Genomic DNA, 16,336 nt, shown 5'->3' on the forward strand with positions numbered 1-16,336 from the left:
GCGCCGGCGCTGAGACGGTCTTTCATCCCCTTACTCGGCCTCGCACGCACGATGTAGTCGACTTCTAGCTGTTCCAACGCCGCGACAACATGAACCTGATAGAAGCCGCGATCCAAGTAAACGTGTCTGATCGACATGTATCGACGTGCTTCGACGATGAGTGAGCGAACGGCTTCCTGCTTTGCACGGAAGCCGGTCGCGTCCATCGGAATCACGGCGAGAGTGAACCGAACGCCCGGAGCGACAATACAGAGCGTTGCGAAGCAGTACGCTCGGTTCGTCCCGAGGTCAGGGTAGGTGAGAAGGACGTGGTCAGTGTTGGCCGAGCCGTAAAACCGCCACTCGTGGAGATCGATCGCCACATCAACACAATCGGGAAGCATCCGCTGTGATCGGAGAACGTGAAACAGGCGATCACGGACGCCATCGAACTGGGCGTCGATGGCGTCCGCGTCCATGTTTCGAAGATGGTAGAGCAATGATTTCGCGAGAGGATTCCGAGCCGTCGACGTGACGTCGACCGGCTCGGATCGATCCAATGGGACGGTTTTCCCGCCTATATTCGAAAACTCGTGATCGAAGGCAATTCCAGAGAGGACTTCGAGAAAGTCCTCTCTCGTGTAGGTTCCACACGGTTTGATGCCGAACTCGAGCGCCGGATAGATGAGTGTGGAGGCGGCACGACAAACCTGCTTTGCTTCGGTTGTGTCGACCATATCAGCGACTACAAATCGAGTCACCAGCTAGGTTCGGCAACTACTGTAAAGGGCGGGATTCTCTCCTCGAAGAGAGATAGCTATCGTACTGGAGGGCGAACGGTGAGAGAGAACGGTAACTATGTTCAACCTACTCGAAGCGACGGTCGACGACGTCCACGAGGCGTACGAGAGCGGCGAACTCACGTGTCGAGAACTCGTCGAGTCGTACCTCGACAGAATCGAGGCGTACGACGAGAACGGTCCCGAAATCAACGCGATAATCAACGTAAATCCCACCGCCACAGAGCGTGCGGACGAACTCGACGAGGCTTTCGACGACGATGGGTTCGTCGGTCCACTGCACGGTATCCCGTTCGTCGTGAAAGACCAGGTCGAGACGGCCGATATCACGACGACGTTCGGGTCGGAAGCCTTCGAGAACTACCGACCCACACGGGATGCGACGCTCGTCGAACGACTCCGAGGTGCGGGCGCCGTCGTTTTGGCGAAGACGAACCTGCCGGACTGGGCGACCTCGTGGTTCGGTTACTCGTCGGTGAACGGGCGGACGAAGAACCCGTACGCGCTGGACCGCGACCCCGGCGGGTCGTCGAGTGGCACTGGAGCGGCGATTGCGGCGAACTTCGGAACGGTCGGCATCGGCGAGGACACCGGTGGATCGATTCGGCTCCCCGCCGCGTACAACAACCTCTTCGGTATCCGGGTTACTCCCGGACTCGTCAGTCGGACGGGAATGTCACCGCTCGTGGCGTCACAGGACACGCCCGGTCCGATGGCACGGTCGGTGAAAGAACTCGCGACGGTCCTCGACGTCGCAGTCGGATACGACCCCGAGGACGAGTACACGACGGCGACCGAACTCACGGACGACGCCGGGTCGTACGTCGAGCAACTCGAGGCAGACGCGCTCGACGGGGCTCGAATCGGCGTGCTTCGGGATGCCTTCGGACCCGAAGACGACCCGGAAAGCGGTCCAGTGACGCGGCTAGTCGACGTGGCGGTCGAGACGATGTCGACGGCAGGGGCCGAAATCGTCGACCCGGTCAGCATCCCCGATCTGGACGAGCACCTCGATGCGACCTCGCTGTACATCTTGCAGTCCAAGCGAGATTTGACAGCCTTCTTGGGGTCTCGCCCGGACGCGCCCGTCGATTCCGTCGACGAACTGTACGACTCGGGTCAGTACCACGAGTTGCTCGACCTGTTCGTCGGTATCGCCGAAGACGGCCCCGACGACCCGGAGGCCGACCCCGACTACTGGAAGAGCGTAGCGGTACAATCGGCGTTCCAGCGCGACGTTCTGGGCGTCTACGCCGAACACGACCTCGACATGCTCCTCTGTCCCGACGTGCAGGTTCTCCCGCCGACGGCAGCGGCCATCGAGGACGGCGAACTCGATACGTTGACGTTCCCGACGAACACGGTCATCGCCTCACAGTCGGGCCTCTGTGCCGTCTCTGTCCCGGCGGGGTTGACGGACGACGGACTTCCCGTCGGAGTCGAACTCCTCGGAAAACCGTACGACGAAGCGACGCTGTTGACGTTGGCTTACGCATTCGAGCAGCTAGCCGACCCGCGGGTGCCGCCCGAGACGACGCCGTCTCTCGAAGGGTGACCGGACGGGGAAACGGCGGACGACCGTCTCGCCGATAGTCGGTCGTCTCGCGGCTGGATTCGGTACACCTCACCCGGACGAGAAACGAATCGACGTCTGATAACGAGCGGGGACCTGTATCCGAAATCAGGCGACTGACGCGCGTTCGTCGGTCTCTGCCTCAATAGCGTCGACGATAATGTCCATACCGACTTCGGCCTGGGTTTTGGTGAGGACGAGCGGCGGCAGGAGACGGAGGACGTTCCCGTACTGGCCGGCTTTCCAGACGAGAACGCCGTTCTCGTAACACCGTCGTTGGACGCCTTTTACGATGTCACCAGCATTCTGAACCGTACCGCCGTCATCGACGAACTCGGCCCCGACGAAGAGACCCTTCCCACGCACGTCAGCGAGATACGAGTTGTCTGCGCTGACCTCGCGGAGACGACGCCGGATGTACTCGCCCAGTTCGCGGGCGTGAGCAAGCAGGTCGTGAGACTCGATGTACTCGATAGAACGGAGACCAGCCGTCATCGCGGGTACGTGTCCGCGGTACGTCCCCGCGTGGTCCCCGGGCCCCCACGTGTCGAGGTCCTCGTGGTAGATAGTCGCCGAGAGCGGGAGACCGATACCGCCGAGCGCTTTGGCCGTGGTGACGACGTCGGGCGTGACGTCGAAGTGGTCGCTTCCCCACCACTCGCCGGTGCGACCGAGTCCCGTCTGGATTTCGTCGACGACCAGCGGAATCGCTGCCTCGTCGGCGATATCACGGAGTCCGGAGAGGAACTCCTGTGGCGGGACGACGATACCACCCTCGCCCTGGATAGGTTCGACGAAGATACCTGCCGGGTTCGGAAGGCCACCGTACGGTTCTAACACGGTGGCGCGAACTTCGGCAAGCGCGTCTTCGACGGCTTCCTCCGGGTCCTTCTGCTGTTGGAAGGGGTAGGGATAGGGCGCGTGGACGACGTCTGGAAGCAGCGGTGTGTACGGCTCCTTGAATTTCTTGTTAGCCGTGAGACTCATCGCACCGCTCGTCGCGCCGTGGTAGGCATTCCGGAACGCGACCAACCCGTTACCGTCGGTGTTGTATTTCGCGAGTTTGATGGCGGCCTCGATGGCGTCACTGCCCGTCGGCCCGCCGAAGACGACCTTGCTGTTCCCAGCGAGGTCCCCTGGCGCTATCTCGTCGAGTTTCTCGATGAGTTCGAGACGGGGTTCGGTGGGAAAATCGACTGTGTGGACCAGTTTGTCCGCCTGTTCGTGCATCGCCTCCATCACGTAGGGGTTCGCGTGGCCGACGTTCAGGACGCCGATACCAGCGAAGAAATCGAGGTAGGTGTTGCCGTCGACGTCGCGGATGGTTGCACCTTTCGCCTCTTCGAAGGCGATGGGAATGTTCTGCGGATAGGCGACAGCAGCGCTGTCGATTTCGCGCTGTTTCTGCAGCAACTCCCTCGTCTTCGGTCCGGGTACGTTTCCGACGTCCGGCGCACCCTCGAAGTGAATATCGTGGATATTCGGTCCAGCCATACGTGACCACAGGCAATCGAACAGTAAATAGATTCAGTTAGGTAAAATAGAATGTAGTATGCGAATTCGGTATTGTACCGTGTTAAGTTCATGAAATAAAAACTCGTACGAACGGACGCCGTGTTATCACTTTAGTCGAACTTGTGTGGTATCTAGAAGCTGTGCGGCCAGGAAACGTCGGACGAACCGGCGAGTACGAGTCGAACAGCCGACAGTGGCGTGTCGACCGCCCTAGAAGAGGACGAGCGGTGACGGAATTATTCGGCTTCGATTTCGACGAGGCCATCGCCGGTGTCGACTTCTGCTTCGTTCTCCGCGAGAAATCCCGTCACGGTCCCTGCTTCGTCCGCCGTTATGTCGTGAAAGTTCTTCATCACGCCGACGAGGCCGACGACGTCACCTGCTTCGACGGAGTCACCTTCTTCCACGAACGGCGGTTCCTCCGGGTCGGACCGTCGGTAGAAAACGCCTGGCATCGGGGACGTAATGGTGGTTTTTTCTGCCATTGTCTCACACGTGGGTAGCGCCGGGAACTTGTATATAGCTTTCCCATGACACTGAATCAGAGACAATCAATTCAGGATTTTCCCGGCACGAATACCATTTTTTGACTTCTTTTCGACTAGCGTTTGAGAACGTCGGGGGAGAAATTCGTACTCGGCGACGGTCGAATACGTTCTCGATTCGAGACAGGCCGCTACCCCGAAAGCGACGTCCGAATCTTCTCGAGAGCGTCGTCGCTCTCCGCACGGGCCGCGATTGCCTCGTCGACGTCGACCGCCTCGAACGTGATCGCCTGGTGGGTCCGGACCTGGGCCAGCGACCCACGGTCGATGCTGATAACCGTCCCCACGGTCGCGTAGCCGCCACCAGTGACGGCATCTCGCATGAGGACGATCGGCTGGCCTGCCATCTGGATGGAGCCGACCGGGTAGCCCAGGTCGACGACGTTCGTTGGGTCCGGTCCCGCACCGAATGGCTGTTCGCGTTCCTCGAACATCGGTTCGATGTCCCCGCCCTCCAGGCGGTAACCGACGCGGTTCGCTTCGTCGCTGACCTTCCACTCGGTACCGAGGAATCGTTCTCGGCCTTCGTCGGTCAATCGATAGTCACACAGTCCCATCACGACACGAATCGTGTCGTCGTTGCTGTAGTCTGGAACGTACTCGTCGGCGACCTGCGAGCCCACCAGGTGCGTCCCGTCGTCGGAGTCTCCGATCGGAAGTTCGTCGCCCTCTTCCAGTTCTCTGCCCTCGTGACCGCCAATGCCGATGAGGGTGTACGTCGACCGACTGCCCATTATCTTCGACACGTCGATACCACCAGCGACTGCGAGATACGACCGGACCCCCTCGGTCGCGAACTCGCAGGAGAGAACGGTTCCGGCCTCGACCTGAACAGTCGTCCACTGAGGCATGGGGTCGCCGTTCAGCTTCGGGGACATGTCGGCACCGGTGATAGCGACGATGGCGTCCTCGGTAAACTCCACGTCCGTCCCCCCGTACGTCATCTCTAGCGTTGCCGCTTCCTCGTCGTTGCCGACCAGGTAGTTGGCGACCTTGTGTGAGTACTGGTCCATCGCGCCGGACGGTGGCATGCCGATGTGGTAGTTTCCGTACCGACCGGTGTCCTGGACCGTCGTCGAAAGCCCCGGTTCGAGTATCTGCAACATCAGCGTAACACCCCCACGATTTCCTCGTTGTACTGTCGTGGATGTTCGAAAAACTCCTCGGGTTGGAAGTCGATGTGACCGATGTCGTACTCGTACGTTCCGTCTTCGACTTCGTTGCGAATCTCGTCGTACTCGGCCCGGTCTATCTTTCGGTAGTTGAGGATGTCACCGGGGTTCGGCAACACCATCGACTCCTCGAAGTCCGCGAGTTCCTGTTCGACGTCGAGCACCTCGATGGGCGTCCGACCGAACAACTGATACCCCCCTGCTCCCTCGACGGGGTAGATTGCCGTGAACGCGCCACCGTAGCCGACCGCCCGACTCGGCGTGGCGGTTCGAGGTTGGACGTATTTCGGAACCTCGATCTGTTCGTCCCGGGGCACCATCTGGAACGTCCACGGCAGACCGGGGACGAACCCGACCATCGTGACCATGTGGGGGGCACCGGCGTGGGCGTCGATGAAGTCCTCGGTCGTGTCGAAGCCGTTAATGCGTGCGGAGTACTCCAGGTCCGTCGCGTCGGGGTCCTGGTGTCGGTCACGGAACTGCATTAGAGTCTCGTGTGTCCACGGGTCGTCGTAGAGAACGGGCACGTCGATGACGCGGGCTTCCCACGTGTACTCGGCGAGGTCGATTTGGTCTTCGAGTCGTTTGAGGTCGTCGATGAGGTCGTCGGGGTCCTGTTCGGCCGGGTCGAAGTGGAGCATGTAGGACGCGTTCGCCGGTGCGATCTCGATGATTCCAGCCGGGTCTCGCTTCCGAAGCTCCTGCGTGATGGCCTGGGCTTTGAAGTTGGCGTCGAAGCTCATCTCCTCGGAGAGTTCGACGAACACGTAGTCGTCCCCTCCGTACCCGTATCGAGGCGACGATAGCTCCTGTCGTTCTATGACAGTGTTGGACATGGTGTGTGTATTCACGGTTTCACATTCAGCGATTTATAGATGCCGGTGATTCACTAGGTTAATCCGATATAAATGGGAGAATATACGAATGCATCCAGGATACTAGAACTCAGTTCAAACACGCTCGCACCGTTCGGAGTGACTTCGTCACTCGCCTCGGAGAACTGACGGTCCGCGACAGTTCGTAGTCGACCGAACGAGCGACTCTCGTTCGCCTCTCGTCCCGATTCAACCCATCCATTGGAACTGAATCCGACATTTCGACGCACCACAAGTGTATTATCCTAAATGGCACCATACCCCGAGTGTGTTCGACAAAGTACTGGTCGCCAACCGCGGTGAGATCGCCGTTCGCGTCGTTCAAGCCTGTCGAGAACTCGGTATCGAAGCCGTCGCCATCTACAGCGACACGGACGAGAACGCCAAGCACGTCCGTCTCGCGGACGAGGCCTACCACGTCGGAGGATCGGTTGCACGCAAGAGCTACCTGAACCAGGAGGCGATAATCGACGCCGCACGTGAGGCGTCCGTCGACGCCATCCATCCCGGCTACGGCTTCCTCGCGGAGAGTGCCGAGTTCGCGGCGAACGTCGAGGAGAGTGATTTCGCGTGGGTCGGCCCGCCGAGCGACGTCATGAGCGACTTCGGCGAGAAGACACGAGCGCGGAAGATCATGCGTCAGGCCGACGTCCCACTCGTCCCCGGGACGACCGACCCGGTCGAAAGCACCGAGGAAATACGCGAGTTCGCCGCAGAACACGGGTATCCGATCGCCATCAAGGCAGACGGTGGCGGCGGGGGACGCGGGCTCAAGGTCGTCCGGAACGAAGACCAGGTCGAAGAACAGTTCCAGAACGCCCAGCGCGAGGGTGAGGCGTACTTCGACAACGCGAGCGTCTACGTCGAGCGATTTCTCGAGAACCCACGTCACATCGAGGTACAGGTTCTCGCCGACAGCCACGGAAACGTCAGACACCTCTCCGAACGCGACTGTTCGACCCAGCGTCGTCAGCAGAAACTCATCGAGGAGACGCCGAGTCCGGTCCTCGACGAGGAGACGCGTACCGAGGTATGGGACGCGGCCCGGCGGGGAGTGGCAGAGGCAGACTACGTCAACGCCGGAACGGTGGAGTTTCTCTACGAAGACGGTTCGTTTTACTTCCTCGAAGTGAACGCACGCATTCAGGTGGAACACACGATTACGGAGGTGGTCACCGGTATCGACCTCGTGAAGTGGCAGCTCCGTATCGCCGCAGGCGAGGAACTCTCGTTCGCACAGGACGACGTCGAACCCAGAGGGGCAGCTATCGAGTTCCGTATCAACGCCGAGGACCCGAGTGACGACTTTTCACCGATGCCTGGCGAGGTGACGACGTACCGACCGCCGCGTGGAATCGGAACGCGGGTCGACGACGGCGTCGACGAAGGTGACAGAATCGCCCCTTTCTACGATTCGATGTTCGCGAAGTTCGTCGTGCACGGCGAGAATCGAGAGGAGGCGATTCGACGGGGGCGACGCGCGCTCGAAGAGGCCGACGTTCGGGGTGTCCCGACGACTATCCCGTTCCACCGACAGGTGCTCACCGACGATACGTTCGTCGACGCCGAACATACTACCAAGTACGTCGACGAGTCGTTGATTATCGAGTAGTGTCCCCGCTCCGAACGGTCCCGTCGGAGTGGACCCGACGGCACGTCCCGTCGTTTCTCCGGTGAAACGTTCACTCTCCGTCGTCGGTACCGATGTCGACGAGCGTCTCGAGTTCGTAATCTCGGAGCGGTGCAAACTCGTTTTTGATGGTGGAGATGACGAAACGGGAACTCGTTCGTTCGACCTCGTCGATGCGTTCGTACTCCCGAATCAGCGCTTCGACCATCTCGCGTTCTGCCACGTGTGCGATGACGATGAAGTCCGTATCCCCCATGGTGAAATACACCTGGTTGACGCCCTCGATGTTGCTGAGCTTCTCACCGACGGTCTCCTGATATCCTTCGTCGTAGCGGGCCATTACCTCCGAAATGACCGTCAGGTTCAGGCCTATCGCTTCGAGGTCGATGTTGTACAGGTCGTCTTCGATGACCCCCTGTTCTCGAAGCTTCTCCACTCGATAGTGAACGGTCGATTTCGGGATACCCGTCTCCGCGGTGATCGTCTTTGGACTCGGTTCACCGAGGTCGGAGATTGCTTTTAGTATCTCGACGTCTCGTCTGTCCATCGTTGGATTGCATTCAATGGAGATATATATAAGTCAGTACTAGATGAGAATCTTACACACCAGATTCGGTAACACGACAGAACTGTCCTCTGAGACGCGAAGAGGCAGTTCCCGGGGGATGCGACGAAACTGTCCTCGGGGACGCGAAGAAACTGTTCGAAACTCTCTGGTGGGGACACCGGACCGCACGGCGAAGTTCGCCTGCACCAACACCGCGCTCACATCGGTTTTTGACGGATACCTCACGTTCGACGGACACCTCACGTAGCGGTTGTCGTCGTTCCGAGGTCTCCGGTCGTTTCTGTCCTGGTCGTTCACTGTCGTACAGCGGACGACGGTGAGAATCAGGCGATTTCGTCGAGTGGTGCGAGTTCGATGTCGTGTTCTTCGACCCGGTCGTGGATGGCCGTCAACATCTCGACAGCGTTCGGACTGTCTCCGTGGATGCAGATACTCTCTGCCGGGACGTCTATCGTCTCACCGTTTGCCGCCTCGACTTCGCCTTCGGTCGCGATGCTGACGAACCGGTCGGCGACGAGTTCCGGGTCAGGTGCTTCTTTCTCCTGTTCGACGATGAGGCTTCGGTCCGAGCGATAGTCGAGGTCGACGTACCCCTCGAAGACGGCGCGCAGGTCGTCGAACTCCTGAGTGACCTCGTAGATGCTCATATCCGTCGCGAGGTAGATGAGGTCGTCGTCGACGTCGAGGATACCCTCCATGACCGCTCGGGCGTGGTCGTCGCTCTCCGAGAGCATCGAGTACATCGCACCGTGGGGTTTCACGTGCTGGAACGTAACTCCGTGCTGGTCTGCAAACGCCCTGAGCGCCCCGAGTTGGTAGACGACGTAATCTCTGACCTCTTCGGGCGAGGCGGTCATCGTTCGCCGCCCGAATCCCATCTTGTCCGGGAGGCCAGGGTGGATGCCGACGCCGACGTCGTGTTCGGCCGCGAGCGCCACTGTTTCAAGCATCACGTGCGGGTCACCCGCGTGGTAGCCACCAGCGATGTTCGCCGAGGTGATGTAGGGCATCACCGCTTCGTCGTTGCCCATACTCCAGTTGCCGAAACTCTCCCCCATATCGCAGTTGATGTCGATCGATCCCATTCGTCTCGTGAATTGGTGGGAATCGGATTATACGTTGTGGGGAAAGTCGTCGACCGGGTACGTTCAGACCGGTGATGTGAATCGAGGTGGTAACGTGAAATCGAGAGGAACCCCGCGGCGATAGGCGTGTGAAGAAATAGAGTCGACGAGTATCGTTCGAGTTCAATTTCTACCTCGTGACGGCATCGAAATTCGAGTCGGAAGGCGAGTCCCCAGCGGGCTACCATCGTCGCCGAGTTATCGATTGCCAGTCAAGACGAGGAGGAGACCGAAAACGACGCCGATTCCGACGAGGACAGCACCACTCATACCGTAGAGCTCTGCTGGACTGTATTGAAACTGGTCGCCATACTCGACGATTCCTGCAGAGAGCAGGAGTGTGAGCCCCGAACCGGTCAGTACCGTTGCGAGATCGAATCCAACTGGATTACCAAAATCAGTCACAAATTCGATACTCACTCCGCCCGGATAGAACTGGTGGTTGCAGACGAAGGTCCTTTTGCCGAGGGCGAATCTTCGACCGTCACTTTCGGGTCGTGGCACCCGTTGGCGCTCGTATCTAGGTAACGTCACGGCAAGACTTATGCAGGTACTGGAAGTTCGAATACTGTATGCGTCGTCGCGCCCTCCTCGCGTCCGGAACCAGTATCCTCGGTGCATCGGTGGCCGGTTGCACTGGCCTCGATTTGACTTCCTCGGCCGACTCTTCGAACTTGGTCGGCAAAGCGCCTGCCGCTCGGCTATCGATGAATGCTGTGAGTGATGCCGAACTCCCTACCAAAGTCCTGTACACCGTCCGAGCGAACGGTAGTTCCGACGAGAAGGCTCGGCTTCTCGACCGTATTCTCGACGGTGGAACGACCGTCGACGGAACTCGACCACCGCTTCCGGCGGAACGACACCTCCTCTACGACGGGACGGTCTATCAGCTCTCCCACGACGTAATCGAACGGACGCCTGCAACGCGGTACTCGGTGAAAGTAGACATCGTCGAAGGGTCCGTAGACGAGGCCAAAACGGTTCGATTTTCCGACCTGCCAGTGGTCGACCGTGAAGTGTTTGCACAAAACGGGCTTGCGGGCGGTGAGACCGTCGGTATCGGGACGACGCTCCTCTACACGAATGCCGAACGCGAACGGTCGGCACTGGTTCCCGAGTCGGAGTACTCGGTCATCACCTGGAAAGACGGGTCACGAGCGGAGTGGGTCGTCGACGATGCGTATCAGACGACGGTCAACTCGTACCGATACACCGCCGAACGGGTCGCCTCGGGTACTGAATACGGCCACCAGTTGCGCGAGCGGTTTGCGTTCGAACTCACGGACCTGTCCGAAGACCAAGGCGAAATCGTGGAGACAGCCATCGCGGAATCACACTATCTCGTCAAAGCAGACGAGACACCGTCATCTGCGTTGATTTCGTTGGCACGTCAGTTTCGGAATCGCGAACATCCGACTGCGCTCGACGAAGACGGAGAAGGGGACCGAAACGGCGCGTACCTCGTCCAGTTCGACGGCACCGTCTATTGGACGGTGCTGATGGTGTATCACGACGCGTTTCGAACTGAAACGCGAATGCAGTAATCGTCGACCGTCAGACGAGACGAGTATTTCCGGAAGAAAGACGAGACGAGCGTTTCTGAGGATTCTCGTTTTCTACTCGCTCGATTTTAATTCGATAGTGTAACCGAACGGGTCCTCGAAGTAGACCGACGGGTACGTTCCAGTTGCACCGAGGCGCTGGTCGACTACGTCGACGATTTCGGCGTAGGCGTCGTGGAGTGCGTCGCGGTAGGTGTCCAAGAGTCGCTGGAGGCGTTGCTCTTTGCCCGTGGTGGGCGTGGCGAGCGTGGCCTGTAGCGTCTTCGTCACCGTCTCGGCCACACCCGTAGATAGAACGTAGACAAAGTTAAGTGTGACGGAGCGCAAGAATGACTCATGCCACACATCAACTTCGAGGTAGACGAGGAACAGTACGAGTCACTGAAAGGGACGAAGAAACGCCACGGTCTGACGTGGAAGGGGATGCTACTTCACGCCCAACGGGAGTTGGATTCCGGCCCGGCTACCGAGTAGCGGTTGGTCAGCACCGTGTCGCATTCCCTCCCGCCCTAAAGGGCGGGATTCCCTGCTTGAATTAAGATGGTACTCGCGGCTAACTCGTCGGACGGGGGCTACTCTGTGGGGTGACGCCTGGAAGCGAGGGCAGATCGAGGTCGACCCGACGGAGAAATTGCGCGTTGACGGCGACGATGACGGTACTCAGCGACATCAAGAGCGCTCCGACTGCCGGTGAGAGAAGGATACCGACCGGTGCAAGCACACCCGCTGCCAGTGGAATTGCGACTACGTTGTACCCCGCCGCCCAGACGAGGTTCTGTTTCATTTTGCGGTAACTCGCTCGGCTGAGCGTGACCAGCCGTACTACGTCAAGCGGATTGTTCTGCACGAGGATGATGTCCGCCGATTGCACTGCGACGTCTGTCCCACTTCCGATGGCGATGCCGATATCCGCCCGCGTGAGTGCAGGGGCATCGTTGACTCCGTCACCGACCATCGCGACGAGATTCCCCCGTGCTTGGAGTTCTACGATTTTCTCGTCCTTGTCTTCGGGCAGTACCTCTGAGAATACGGTGTCGATACCGAGTTCCGTGGCGACTGCGTTCGCGACGTTTTCGCTGTCTCCAGTCAGCATTGCCACCTCGATGCCCAGTTCGTGGAGCGCCTCGACGACTCGATAACTCGAATCCCGGACGACGTCGGCGAGGGCGAAGGCAGCGATTACGTCGTTCTGGCGCACGAGGTACACGACCGTCTGGGCGCTGTCCCCAGCACGCTCTGCGAAGTCTGTGAGCCGAGATGGCACGTCGCCGTCGAACTGCGAGAGGAGGTTCGGCCCTCCGACGTGGACCGTCTCGCCGTCCACCGTCGCTCGCACACCCCGACCTTTGAGCGCCTCGAACCCCGTCGCAGTCGGGGCTGTGACGCCGCGTTCGTCGGCAGCGTCACGGATGGCCGCCGCGATCATGTGTTCGGAGTCGCTCTCGACCGCTGCTGCGAGCGCGACCGCCTTTTCTTCGCTGATGCCGTCGATGGTGCTTACGTCTACGACACCCTGCTCGCCCTCCGTCAGCGTCCCCGTCTTGTCGAAGACGACCGTATCGAGGTCTCGTGCCTGCTCCATGGCGATACGGTCTCGGATGAGCATGCCGTTGCGTGCGGCGAGCGACGTATTGATGGCGACGACGAGGGGAATGGCGAGGCCGAGTGCGTGCGGACACGAGATGACGAGTACGGTCACCGCGCGTTCGACGACAGTGGCGTCGAACGTCGTTGCGACGGTCCACGCGACTGCGGTGACCGCGGCCGACGCGACTGCGACGTAGAACAGCCACCCAGCTGCCCGGTCGGCGAGCACCTGGGTCCGGGATTTGCTCCGTTGTGCATCTTTGACCAACCGCATGATACCTGCAAGCGCCGTATCGTCACCGGTGGCAGTGATGCGGACACGGAGACTTCCATCGCCATTTATCGTGCCGCCGATGACTTCGTCCTCTGGGGTTTTCGAGACGGCGCGGGATTCGCCCGTAATCATCGCCTCGTTCACGTCGGAATCGCCCTCTTCGACCACACCGTCGGCGGGGACGTTCGCGCCGGGTCGCACGAGGACACGGTCTTCCTCCTCGAGTTCGCTCACCGGAACTTCCTCAGTCTCGCCGTCGGGTGTGAGACGTTCGGCAGTGTTCGGTATTAGCTGCGCGAGTTCGTCGAGGGCGCTCGACGCGCGACGGACGCTCCGCATCTCGATCCAATGACCCAGTAACATGATGTCGATGAGGGTCACCAGTTCCCAGAAGAACGCCGTCGTCGGGAAGACGATGCTCGCCAGACTGTAAACGAACGCGACGGTGATCGCCATTGAGATGAGCGTCATCATCCCCGGCGTGCGGTTCCGTAGCTCTGGGACGGCCATTCGGAGGAACGGCACGCCACCGTACCCGAAAACGACCACGGCGAAGACGGGGGAGATCCACTCGCTACCGGGGAACGTCGGAACCGAAAATCCGAGCCAGCTCTGCAGCGTTTCGCTGTAGAGGAGCACGGGAATCGAGAGGAGAGTCGAGACGAAAAACCGCCGCCGAAACAGCTGTTCGTGCCCCTCGTGCATTCCACCGTGTTCGCCGTGGTCGTCGCTAGCGTGGGCTTCGTGGTTTCCGAGACGACCTTTCACCGCTTGTCCGGTGTCGTCGACACGGGTTTCGTCCTCCAGGAGCGACTGTTCGCTTCGGGATTCTGTTCTCTCGTCGTCAAACTGCGATTCTCGCGGTTCGTCTATCGCGTCGTGGTGTTCGTGGTCGGTGTCTTCACCCGGGTGGTCGTCGGTCTCGTGGCGGTGGTCGTCCATAGTACATCCTCGTCGAATCCCATACGGTTTCGAGAGTGAAGGCTATTCTGCACCCCCTTCCGTGTAACCGGCGTTCGTGAGCGGATACTCCCCGGACGGAAAAATAGAACGAACGGTGGAACCTCGTCGAATCTACGCCGAAATCATGTTCCGACAGGACTCTGCACACTCGGTGAGGACGTCGGCACAGACCTGGCAGTGGTCGGCGTCGTGGCGCTCGCACTCTTCGGCACACTCCTCACACGCACCGGCGCAGGCTTCCGCGAGCTGGTGGCTGTAGTTGGAGTCACGAGCCATGAACCGAGCGTGCAGCGATGCGATGTCCGCGACGTCACGACAGAGGCGGGCACACTCTTCCATCTCCTCGTCACCGAGACACTCGTCGGCGCACCATTCACACACTTCGGTGGCCTCGTTGCAAATCTCGATACACTCGCGCTGTTCTTCGTCGAGTCGGTCGATCTTGGCGACGGTTTCTGAAAGCGACATTGCATCCCTTATTTCGGGAGGCACGTTTTCCTGGGTTGTGGCTTCGATTGTGAAGAGCAGTAGCCAATCAATCATCGTCCACCGCCGGACAGACGAGAACGGAGAGCCAGCTGCTAACGACCGCTGTGTACTGAAACCGACCGCGTGGGTGTGTAACGACCACCGTCCCCGGAGCAGTATCGCGTCCGGCTTTGTTTTTTCGAGGTGAATATTCCTGACTAATATTCACGAAACAAAAAATGTGAACGCGGGGTTTCCTCCCGTTATTAATATAGGAACGCGGAAACGACGGCTCTTTCAGCAGACGAGAAAACCCACAACGCTTTATTTCAGTCAGAATCATCTTCGGTCGTGTGTGAGGACAACCGCCCGCGCGAACTCCTCGCCCTCCTGGGAGACGAACACGTGCAAACCGTACTTTCTGCTACGAGCGACCGACCGATGTCCGCGAGCGAACTGAGCGACGTCTGTGGCACCTCGCTACCGACCGTCTATCGGCGTATCGAAGAGATGGTCGCGTGCGACCTCTTGGCCGAACGCAACGAGATAGACGCCGACGGCAATCACTACAAGACGTACGAAGCGGCACTCGAACGGGCCACCGTCCACTTGGAGGACGGTGAGTTCGTCGTCGACCTCGACACCGGCGAGCGCGGCGACGCACCGAATCGATTGATGCGGATGTGGAGCGACATCCGGGAGGACGATTCGTGATGCATATCGGTCTCGTCGTCGCCAAGTTCGTCGTCGTGGTGCTCGGCCTGCTCATCGCGTTCCAGAGCTACCGCGCCTACAAACGGTACGAGAGTCGACCCATGCTGTTTCTCGCACTCGGCTTCTCGATCATCAGTATCGGAGCCGTCATCGAGGGCGTCCTCTACGAGGTCATGAACCTCTCTATTTTCTTCGCCGGGATGATTCAGTCTTCCGTCGTCGCCGTCGGAATGGTCGCCGTTCTCTACTCGCTGTACGGTCGACAGCGATAACGCACTCCGAAACCGCTGACTCGTTAGACGACGCCGTCGTATTGAATCAAATCGCATTTCGTAATATGCCCAATACTGCACTTTTTAACTCTTCCCTCCCAACGACGACCGATGACTGACCACGATTCTCGTCTCTCGCGCCGTGGGCTTCTTCACGCGCTCGGCACCGCGGGAATTGGAAGCCTCGCTGGTTGTTCTTCCAGTTCTATTTCGTCGACCGACGAGGACACGGTCGAGTCTCGGCCGACCGTGTCGGCCCCAGCGGACACGAAGACCACGTTGACGGTCGCTCCCGAAACGGTATCGCCGGACGGGTCGTCGGCGAGAAACTGGTTGTACGACGGTTCGTTCCCGGGCGAGGAACTCCGCGTCACCGAGGGCGACGTCGTCCGTGTCGACGTCCAGAACCGGGTCGGCGAAGGGACGACGACCCACTGGCACGGCGTCCCCGTCCCGAACCAGATGGACGGCGTTCCGGGCGTAACCCAGAAACCGATCGAACCGGACGAGACGTTCACGTACAAGTTCCGAGCCGAACCAGCGGGAACCTACTTCTTCCACAGTCACGTCGGCCTCCAACTCGACCGGGGACTGTACGCACCCCTCGTGATAGAAGAGAAATCTCCGCACGTTGAGTACGACCGTGAGTTCACGCTCCTGTTCGACGACTACCTGACCCAACCACCCGAACCGCTCGGCGGAGGTCAAGGAGGCG

General features: G+C 59.8%; 16 protein-coding genes and 2 pseudogenes. 7 read left to right on the forward strand and 11 right to left on the reverse strand.

Going from position 1 to position 16,336, the window contains the following annotated elements:
* Positions 1-716 (reverse strand): annotated as a pseudogene (locus ACR3FF_RS15920) (transposase); the annotation flags it as partial.
* A gap of 121 nt (positions 717-837) precedes the next feature.
* Between ACR3FF_RS15920 and ACR3FF_RS15925 the strand changes: the two are divergent.
* The gene (locus tag ACR3FF_RS15925) at positions 838-2,334 is read left to right on the forward strand and encodes an amidase (RefSeq protein ID WP_458189077.1); all 1,497 of its coding nucleotides are present in this window, start codon (positions 838-840) and stop codon (positions 2,332-2,334) included.
* Between the two features lie 126 nt (positions 2,335-2,460).
* Here ACR3FF_RS15925 and ACR3FF_RS15930 read toward each other — a convergent pair whose 3' ends face one another.
* The 4 genes from ACR3FF_RS15930 to ACR3FF_RS15945 form a co-directional block, all read right to left on the reverse strand.
* Positions 2,461-3,846: an aspartate aminotransferase family protein gene (locus ACR3FF_RS15930; protein WP_458189078.1), complete on the reverse strand. Its 1,386-nt coding sequence runs from the start codon at positions 3,844-3,846 to the stop codon at positions 2,461-2,463.
* A gap of 257 nt (positions 3,847-4,103) precedes the next feature.
* Positions 4,104-4,352: an acetyl-CoA carboxylase gene (locus tag ACR3FF_RS15935; RefSeq protein WP_458189079.1), complete on the reverse strand. Its 249-nt coding sequence runs from the start codon at positions 4,350-4,352 to the stop codon at positions 4,104-4,106.
* A gap of 191 nt (positions 4,353-4,543) precedes the next feature.
* On the reverse strand, positions 4,544-5,518 hold the full coding sequence (locus tag ACR3FF_RS15940) for a 5-oxoprolinase subunit C family protein (RefSeq protein ID WP_458189080.1): 975 nt from the start codon (positions 5,516-5,518) through the stop codon (positions 4,544-4,546).
* On the reverse strand, positions 5,518-6,420 hold the full coding sequence (locus ACR3FF_RS15945; RefSeq protein ID WP_458189081.1) for a 5-oxoprolinase subunit B family protein: 903 nt from the start codon (positions 6,418-6,420) through the stop codon (positions 5,518-5,520). The genes ACR3FF_RS15940 and ACR3FF_RS15945 overlap by 1 nt, the downstream gene beginning before the upstream one ends.
* Before the next feature lie 307 nt (positions 6,421-6,727).
* Here ACR3FF_RS15945 and ACR3FF_RS15950 point away from each other — a divergent pair, with 307 nt between their 5' ends.
* Positions 6,728-8,071, forward strand: a complete 1,344-nt coding sequence (locus tag ACR3FF_RS15950; protein ID WP_458189082.1) for an acetyl-CoA carboxylase biotin carboxylase subunit — start codon at positions 6,728-6,730, stop codon at positions 8,069-8,071.
* 70 nt (positions 8,072-8,141) lie between these two features.
* Here the strand turns inward: ACR3FF_RS15950 and ACR3FF_RS15955 are convergent, their stop codons facing one another.
* From ACR3FF_RS15955 to ACR3FF_RS15965, 3 genes are all read right to left on the reverse strand, one after another.
* A complete protein-coding gene (locus ACR3FF_RS15955; protein WP_458189083.1) occupies positions 8,142-8,636 on the reverse strand; it encodes an Lrp/AsnC family transcriptional regulator in 495 nt (164 codons plus the stop codon).
* 344 nt (positions 8,637-8,980) lie between these two features.
* Positions 8,981-9,742 (reverse strand): LamB/YcsF family protein, encoded by a 762-nt coding sequence (locus ACR3FF_RS15960; protein ID WP_458189084.1) that lies wholly within the window; start codon positions 9,740-9,742, stop codon positions 8,981-8,983.
* Positions 9,743-9,979: 237 nt separating this feature from the next.
* Entirely contained in the window at positions 9,980-10,186 is a 207-nt protein-coding gene (locus ACR3FF_RS15965) for a hypothetical protein (RefSeq protein ID WP_458189085.1), read from the reverse strand.
* 167 nt (positions 10,187-10,353) lie between these two features.
* Between ACR3FF_RS15965 and ACR3FF_RS15970 the strand changes: the two genes are divergently transcribed.
* The gene (locus tag ACR3FF_RS15970; protein ID WP_458189086.1) at positions 10,354-11,325 is read left to right on the forward strand and encodes a hypothetical protein; all 972 of its coding nucleotides are present in this window, start codon (positions 10,354-10,356) and stop codon (positions 11,323-11,325) included.
* 162 nt (positions 11,326-11,487) lie between these two features.
* On the opposite strand, the pseudogene ACR3FF_RS15975 reads toward ACR3FF_RS15970, so the two are convergent.
* Positions 11,488-11,625, reverse strand: a pseudogene (locus tag ACR3FF_RS15975) (RNA-guided endonuclease TnpB family protein); the annotation flags it as partial.
* A gap of 54 nt (positions 11,626-11,679) precedes the next feature.
* On the opposite strand from ACR3FF_RS15975, the gene ACR3FF_RS15980 reads away from it, so the two are divergent.
* On the forward strand, positions 11,680-11,817 hold the full coding sequence (locus ACR3FF_RS15980) for a hypothetical protein (RefSeq protein ID WP_458189087.1): 138 nt from the start codon (positions 11,680-11,682) through the stop codon (positions 11,815-11,817).
* Positions 11,818-11,896: 79 nt separating this feature from the next.
* On the opposite strand, the gene ACR3FF_RS15985 is transcribed toward ACR3FF_RS15980, so the two are convergent.
* Positions 11,897-14,146, reverse strand: a complete 2,250-nt coding sequence (locus ACR3FF_RS15985; protein ID WP_458189088.1) for a copper-translocating P-type ATPase — start codon at positions 14,144-14,146, stop codon at positions 11,897-11,899.
* Between the two features lie 132 nt (positions 14,147-14,278).
* On the reverse strand, positions 14,279-14,635 hold the full coding sequence (locus ACR3FF_RS15990) for a four-helix bundle copper-binding protein (protein ID WP_458189089.1): 357 nt from the start codon (positions 14,633-14,635) through the stop codon (positions 14,279-14,281).
* Between the two features lie 351 nt (positions 14,636-14,986).
* Between ACR3FF_RS15990 and ACR3FF_RS15995 the strand changes: the two genes are divergently transcribed.
* The 3 genes from ACR3FF_RS15995 to ACR3FF_RS16005 all read left to right on the forward strand — a co-directional run.
* A complete protein-coding gene (locus tag ACR3FF_RS15995; RefSeq protein WP_458189090.1) occupies positions 14,987-15,349 on the forward strand; it encodes a helix-turn-helix domain-containing protein in 363 nt (120 codons plus the stop codon).
* Positions 15,349-15,621, forward strand: a complete 273-nt coding sequence (locus tag ACR3FF_RS16000) for a DUF7521 family protein (protein WP_458189092.1) — start codon at positions 15,349-15,351, stop codon at positions 15,619-15,621. The genes ACR3FF_RS15995 and ACR3FF_RS16000 overlap by 1 nt, the downstream gene beginning before the upstream one ends.
* Positions 15,622-15,732: 111 nt before the next feature.
* A partial coding sequence (locus ACR3FF_RS16005; RefSeq protein WP_458189091.1) for a multicopper oxidase domain-containing protein occupies positions 15,733-16,336 on the forward strand: 604 nt, incomplete at its 3' end.

The sequence above is a fragment of the Haladaptatus ordinarius genome, from assembly GCF_054177595.1.

Bases quoted from the DNA above. Each gene is read 5' to 3' on its own strand.
- ACR3FF_RS15925 (WP_458189077.1), top strand. From the start codon at position 838: ATGTTCAACCTACTCGAAGCGACGGTCGACGACGTCCACGAGGCGTAC.
- ACR3FF_RS15930 (WP_458189078.1), bottom strand. From the start codon at position 3,846: ATGGCTGGACCGAATATCCACGATATTCACTTCGAGGGTGCGCCGGAC.
- ACR3FF_RS15935 (WP_458189079.1), bottom strand. From the start codon at position 4,352: ATGGCAGAAAAAACCACCATTACGTCCCCGATGCCAGGCGTTTTCTAC.
- ACR3FF_RS15940 (WP_458189080.1), bottom strand. From the start codon at position 5,518: ATGTTGCAGATACTCGAACCGGGGCTTTCGACGACGGTCCAGGACACC.
- ACR3FF_RS15945 (WP_458189081.1), bottom strand. From the start codon at position 6,420: ATGTCCAACACTGTCATAGAACGACAGGAGCTATCGTCGCCTCGATAC.
- ACR3FF_RS15955 (WP_458189083.1), bottom strand. From the start codon at position 8,636: ATGGACAGACGAGACGTCGAGATACTAAAAGCAATCTCCGACCTCGGT.
- ACR3FF_RS15960 (WP_458189084.1), bottom strand. From the start codon at position 9,742: ATGGGATCGATCGACATCAACTGCGATATGGGGGAGAGTTTCGGCAAC.
- ACR3FF_RS15970 (WP_458189086.1), top strand. From the start codon at position 10,354: ATGCGTCGTCGCGCCCTCCTCGCGTCCGGAACCAGTATCCTCGGTGCA.
- ACR3FF_RS15980 (WP_458189087.1), top strand. From the start codon at position 11,680: ATGCCACACATCAACTTCGAGGTAGACGAGGAACAGTACGAGTCACTG.
- ACR3FF_RS15985 (WP_458189088.1), bottom strand. From the start codon at position 14,146: ATGGACGACCACCGCCACGAGACCGACGACCACCCGGGTGAAGACACC.
- ACR3FF_RS15990 (WP_458189089.1), bottom strand. From the start codon at position 14,635: ATGTCGCTTTCAGAAACCGTCGCCAAGATCGACCGACTCGACGAAGAA.
- ACR3FF_RS16000 (WP_458189092.1), top strand. From the start codon at position 15,349: ATGCATATCGGTCTCGTCGTCGCCAAGTTCGTCGTCGTGGTGCTCGGC.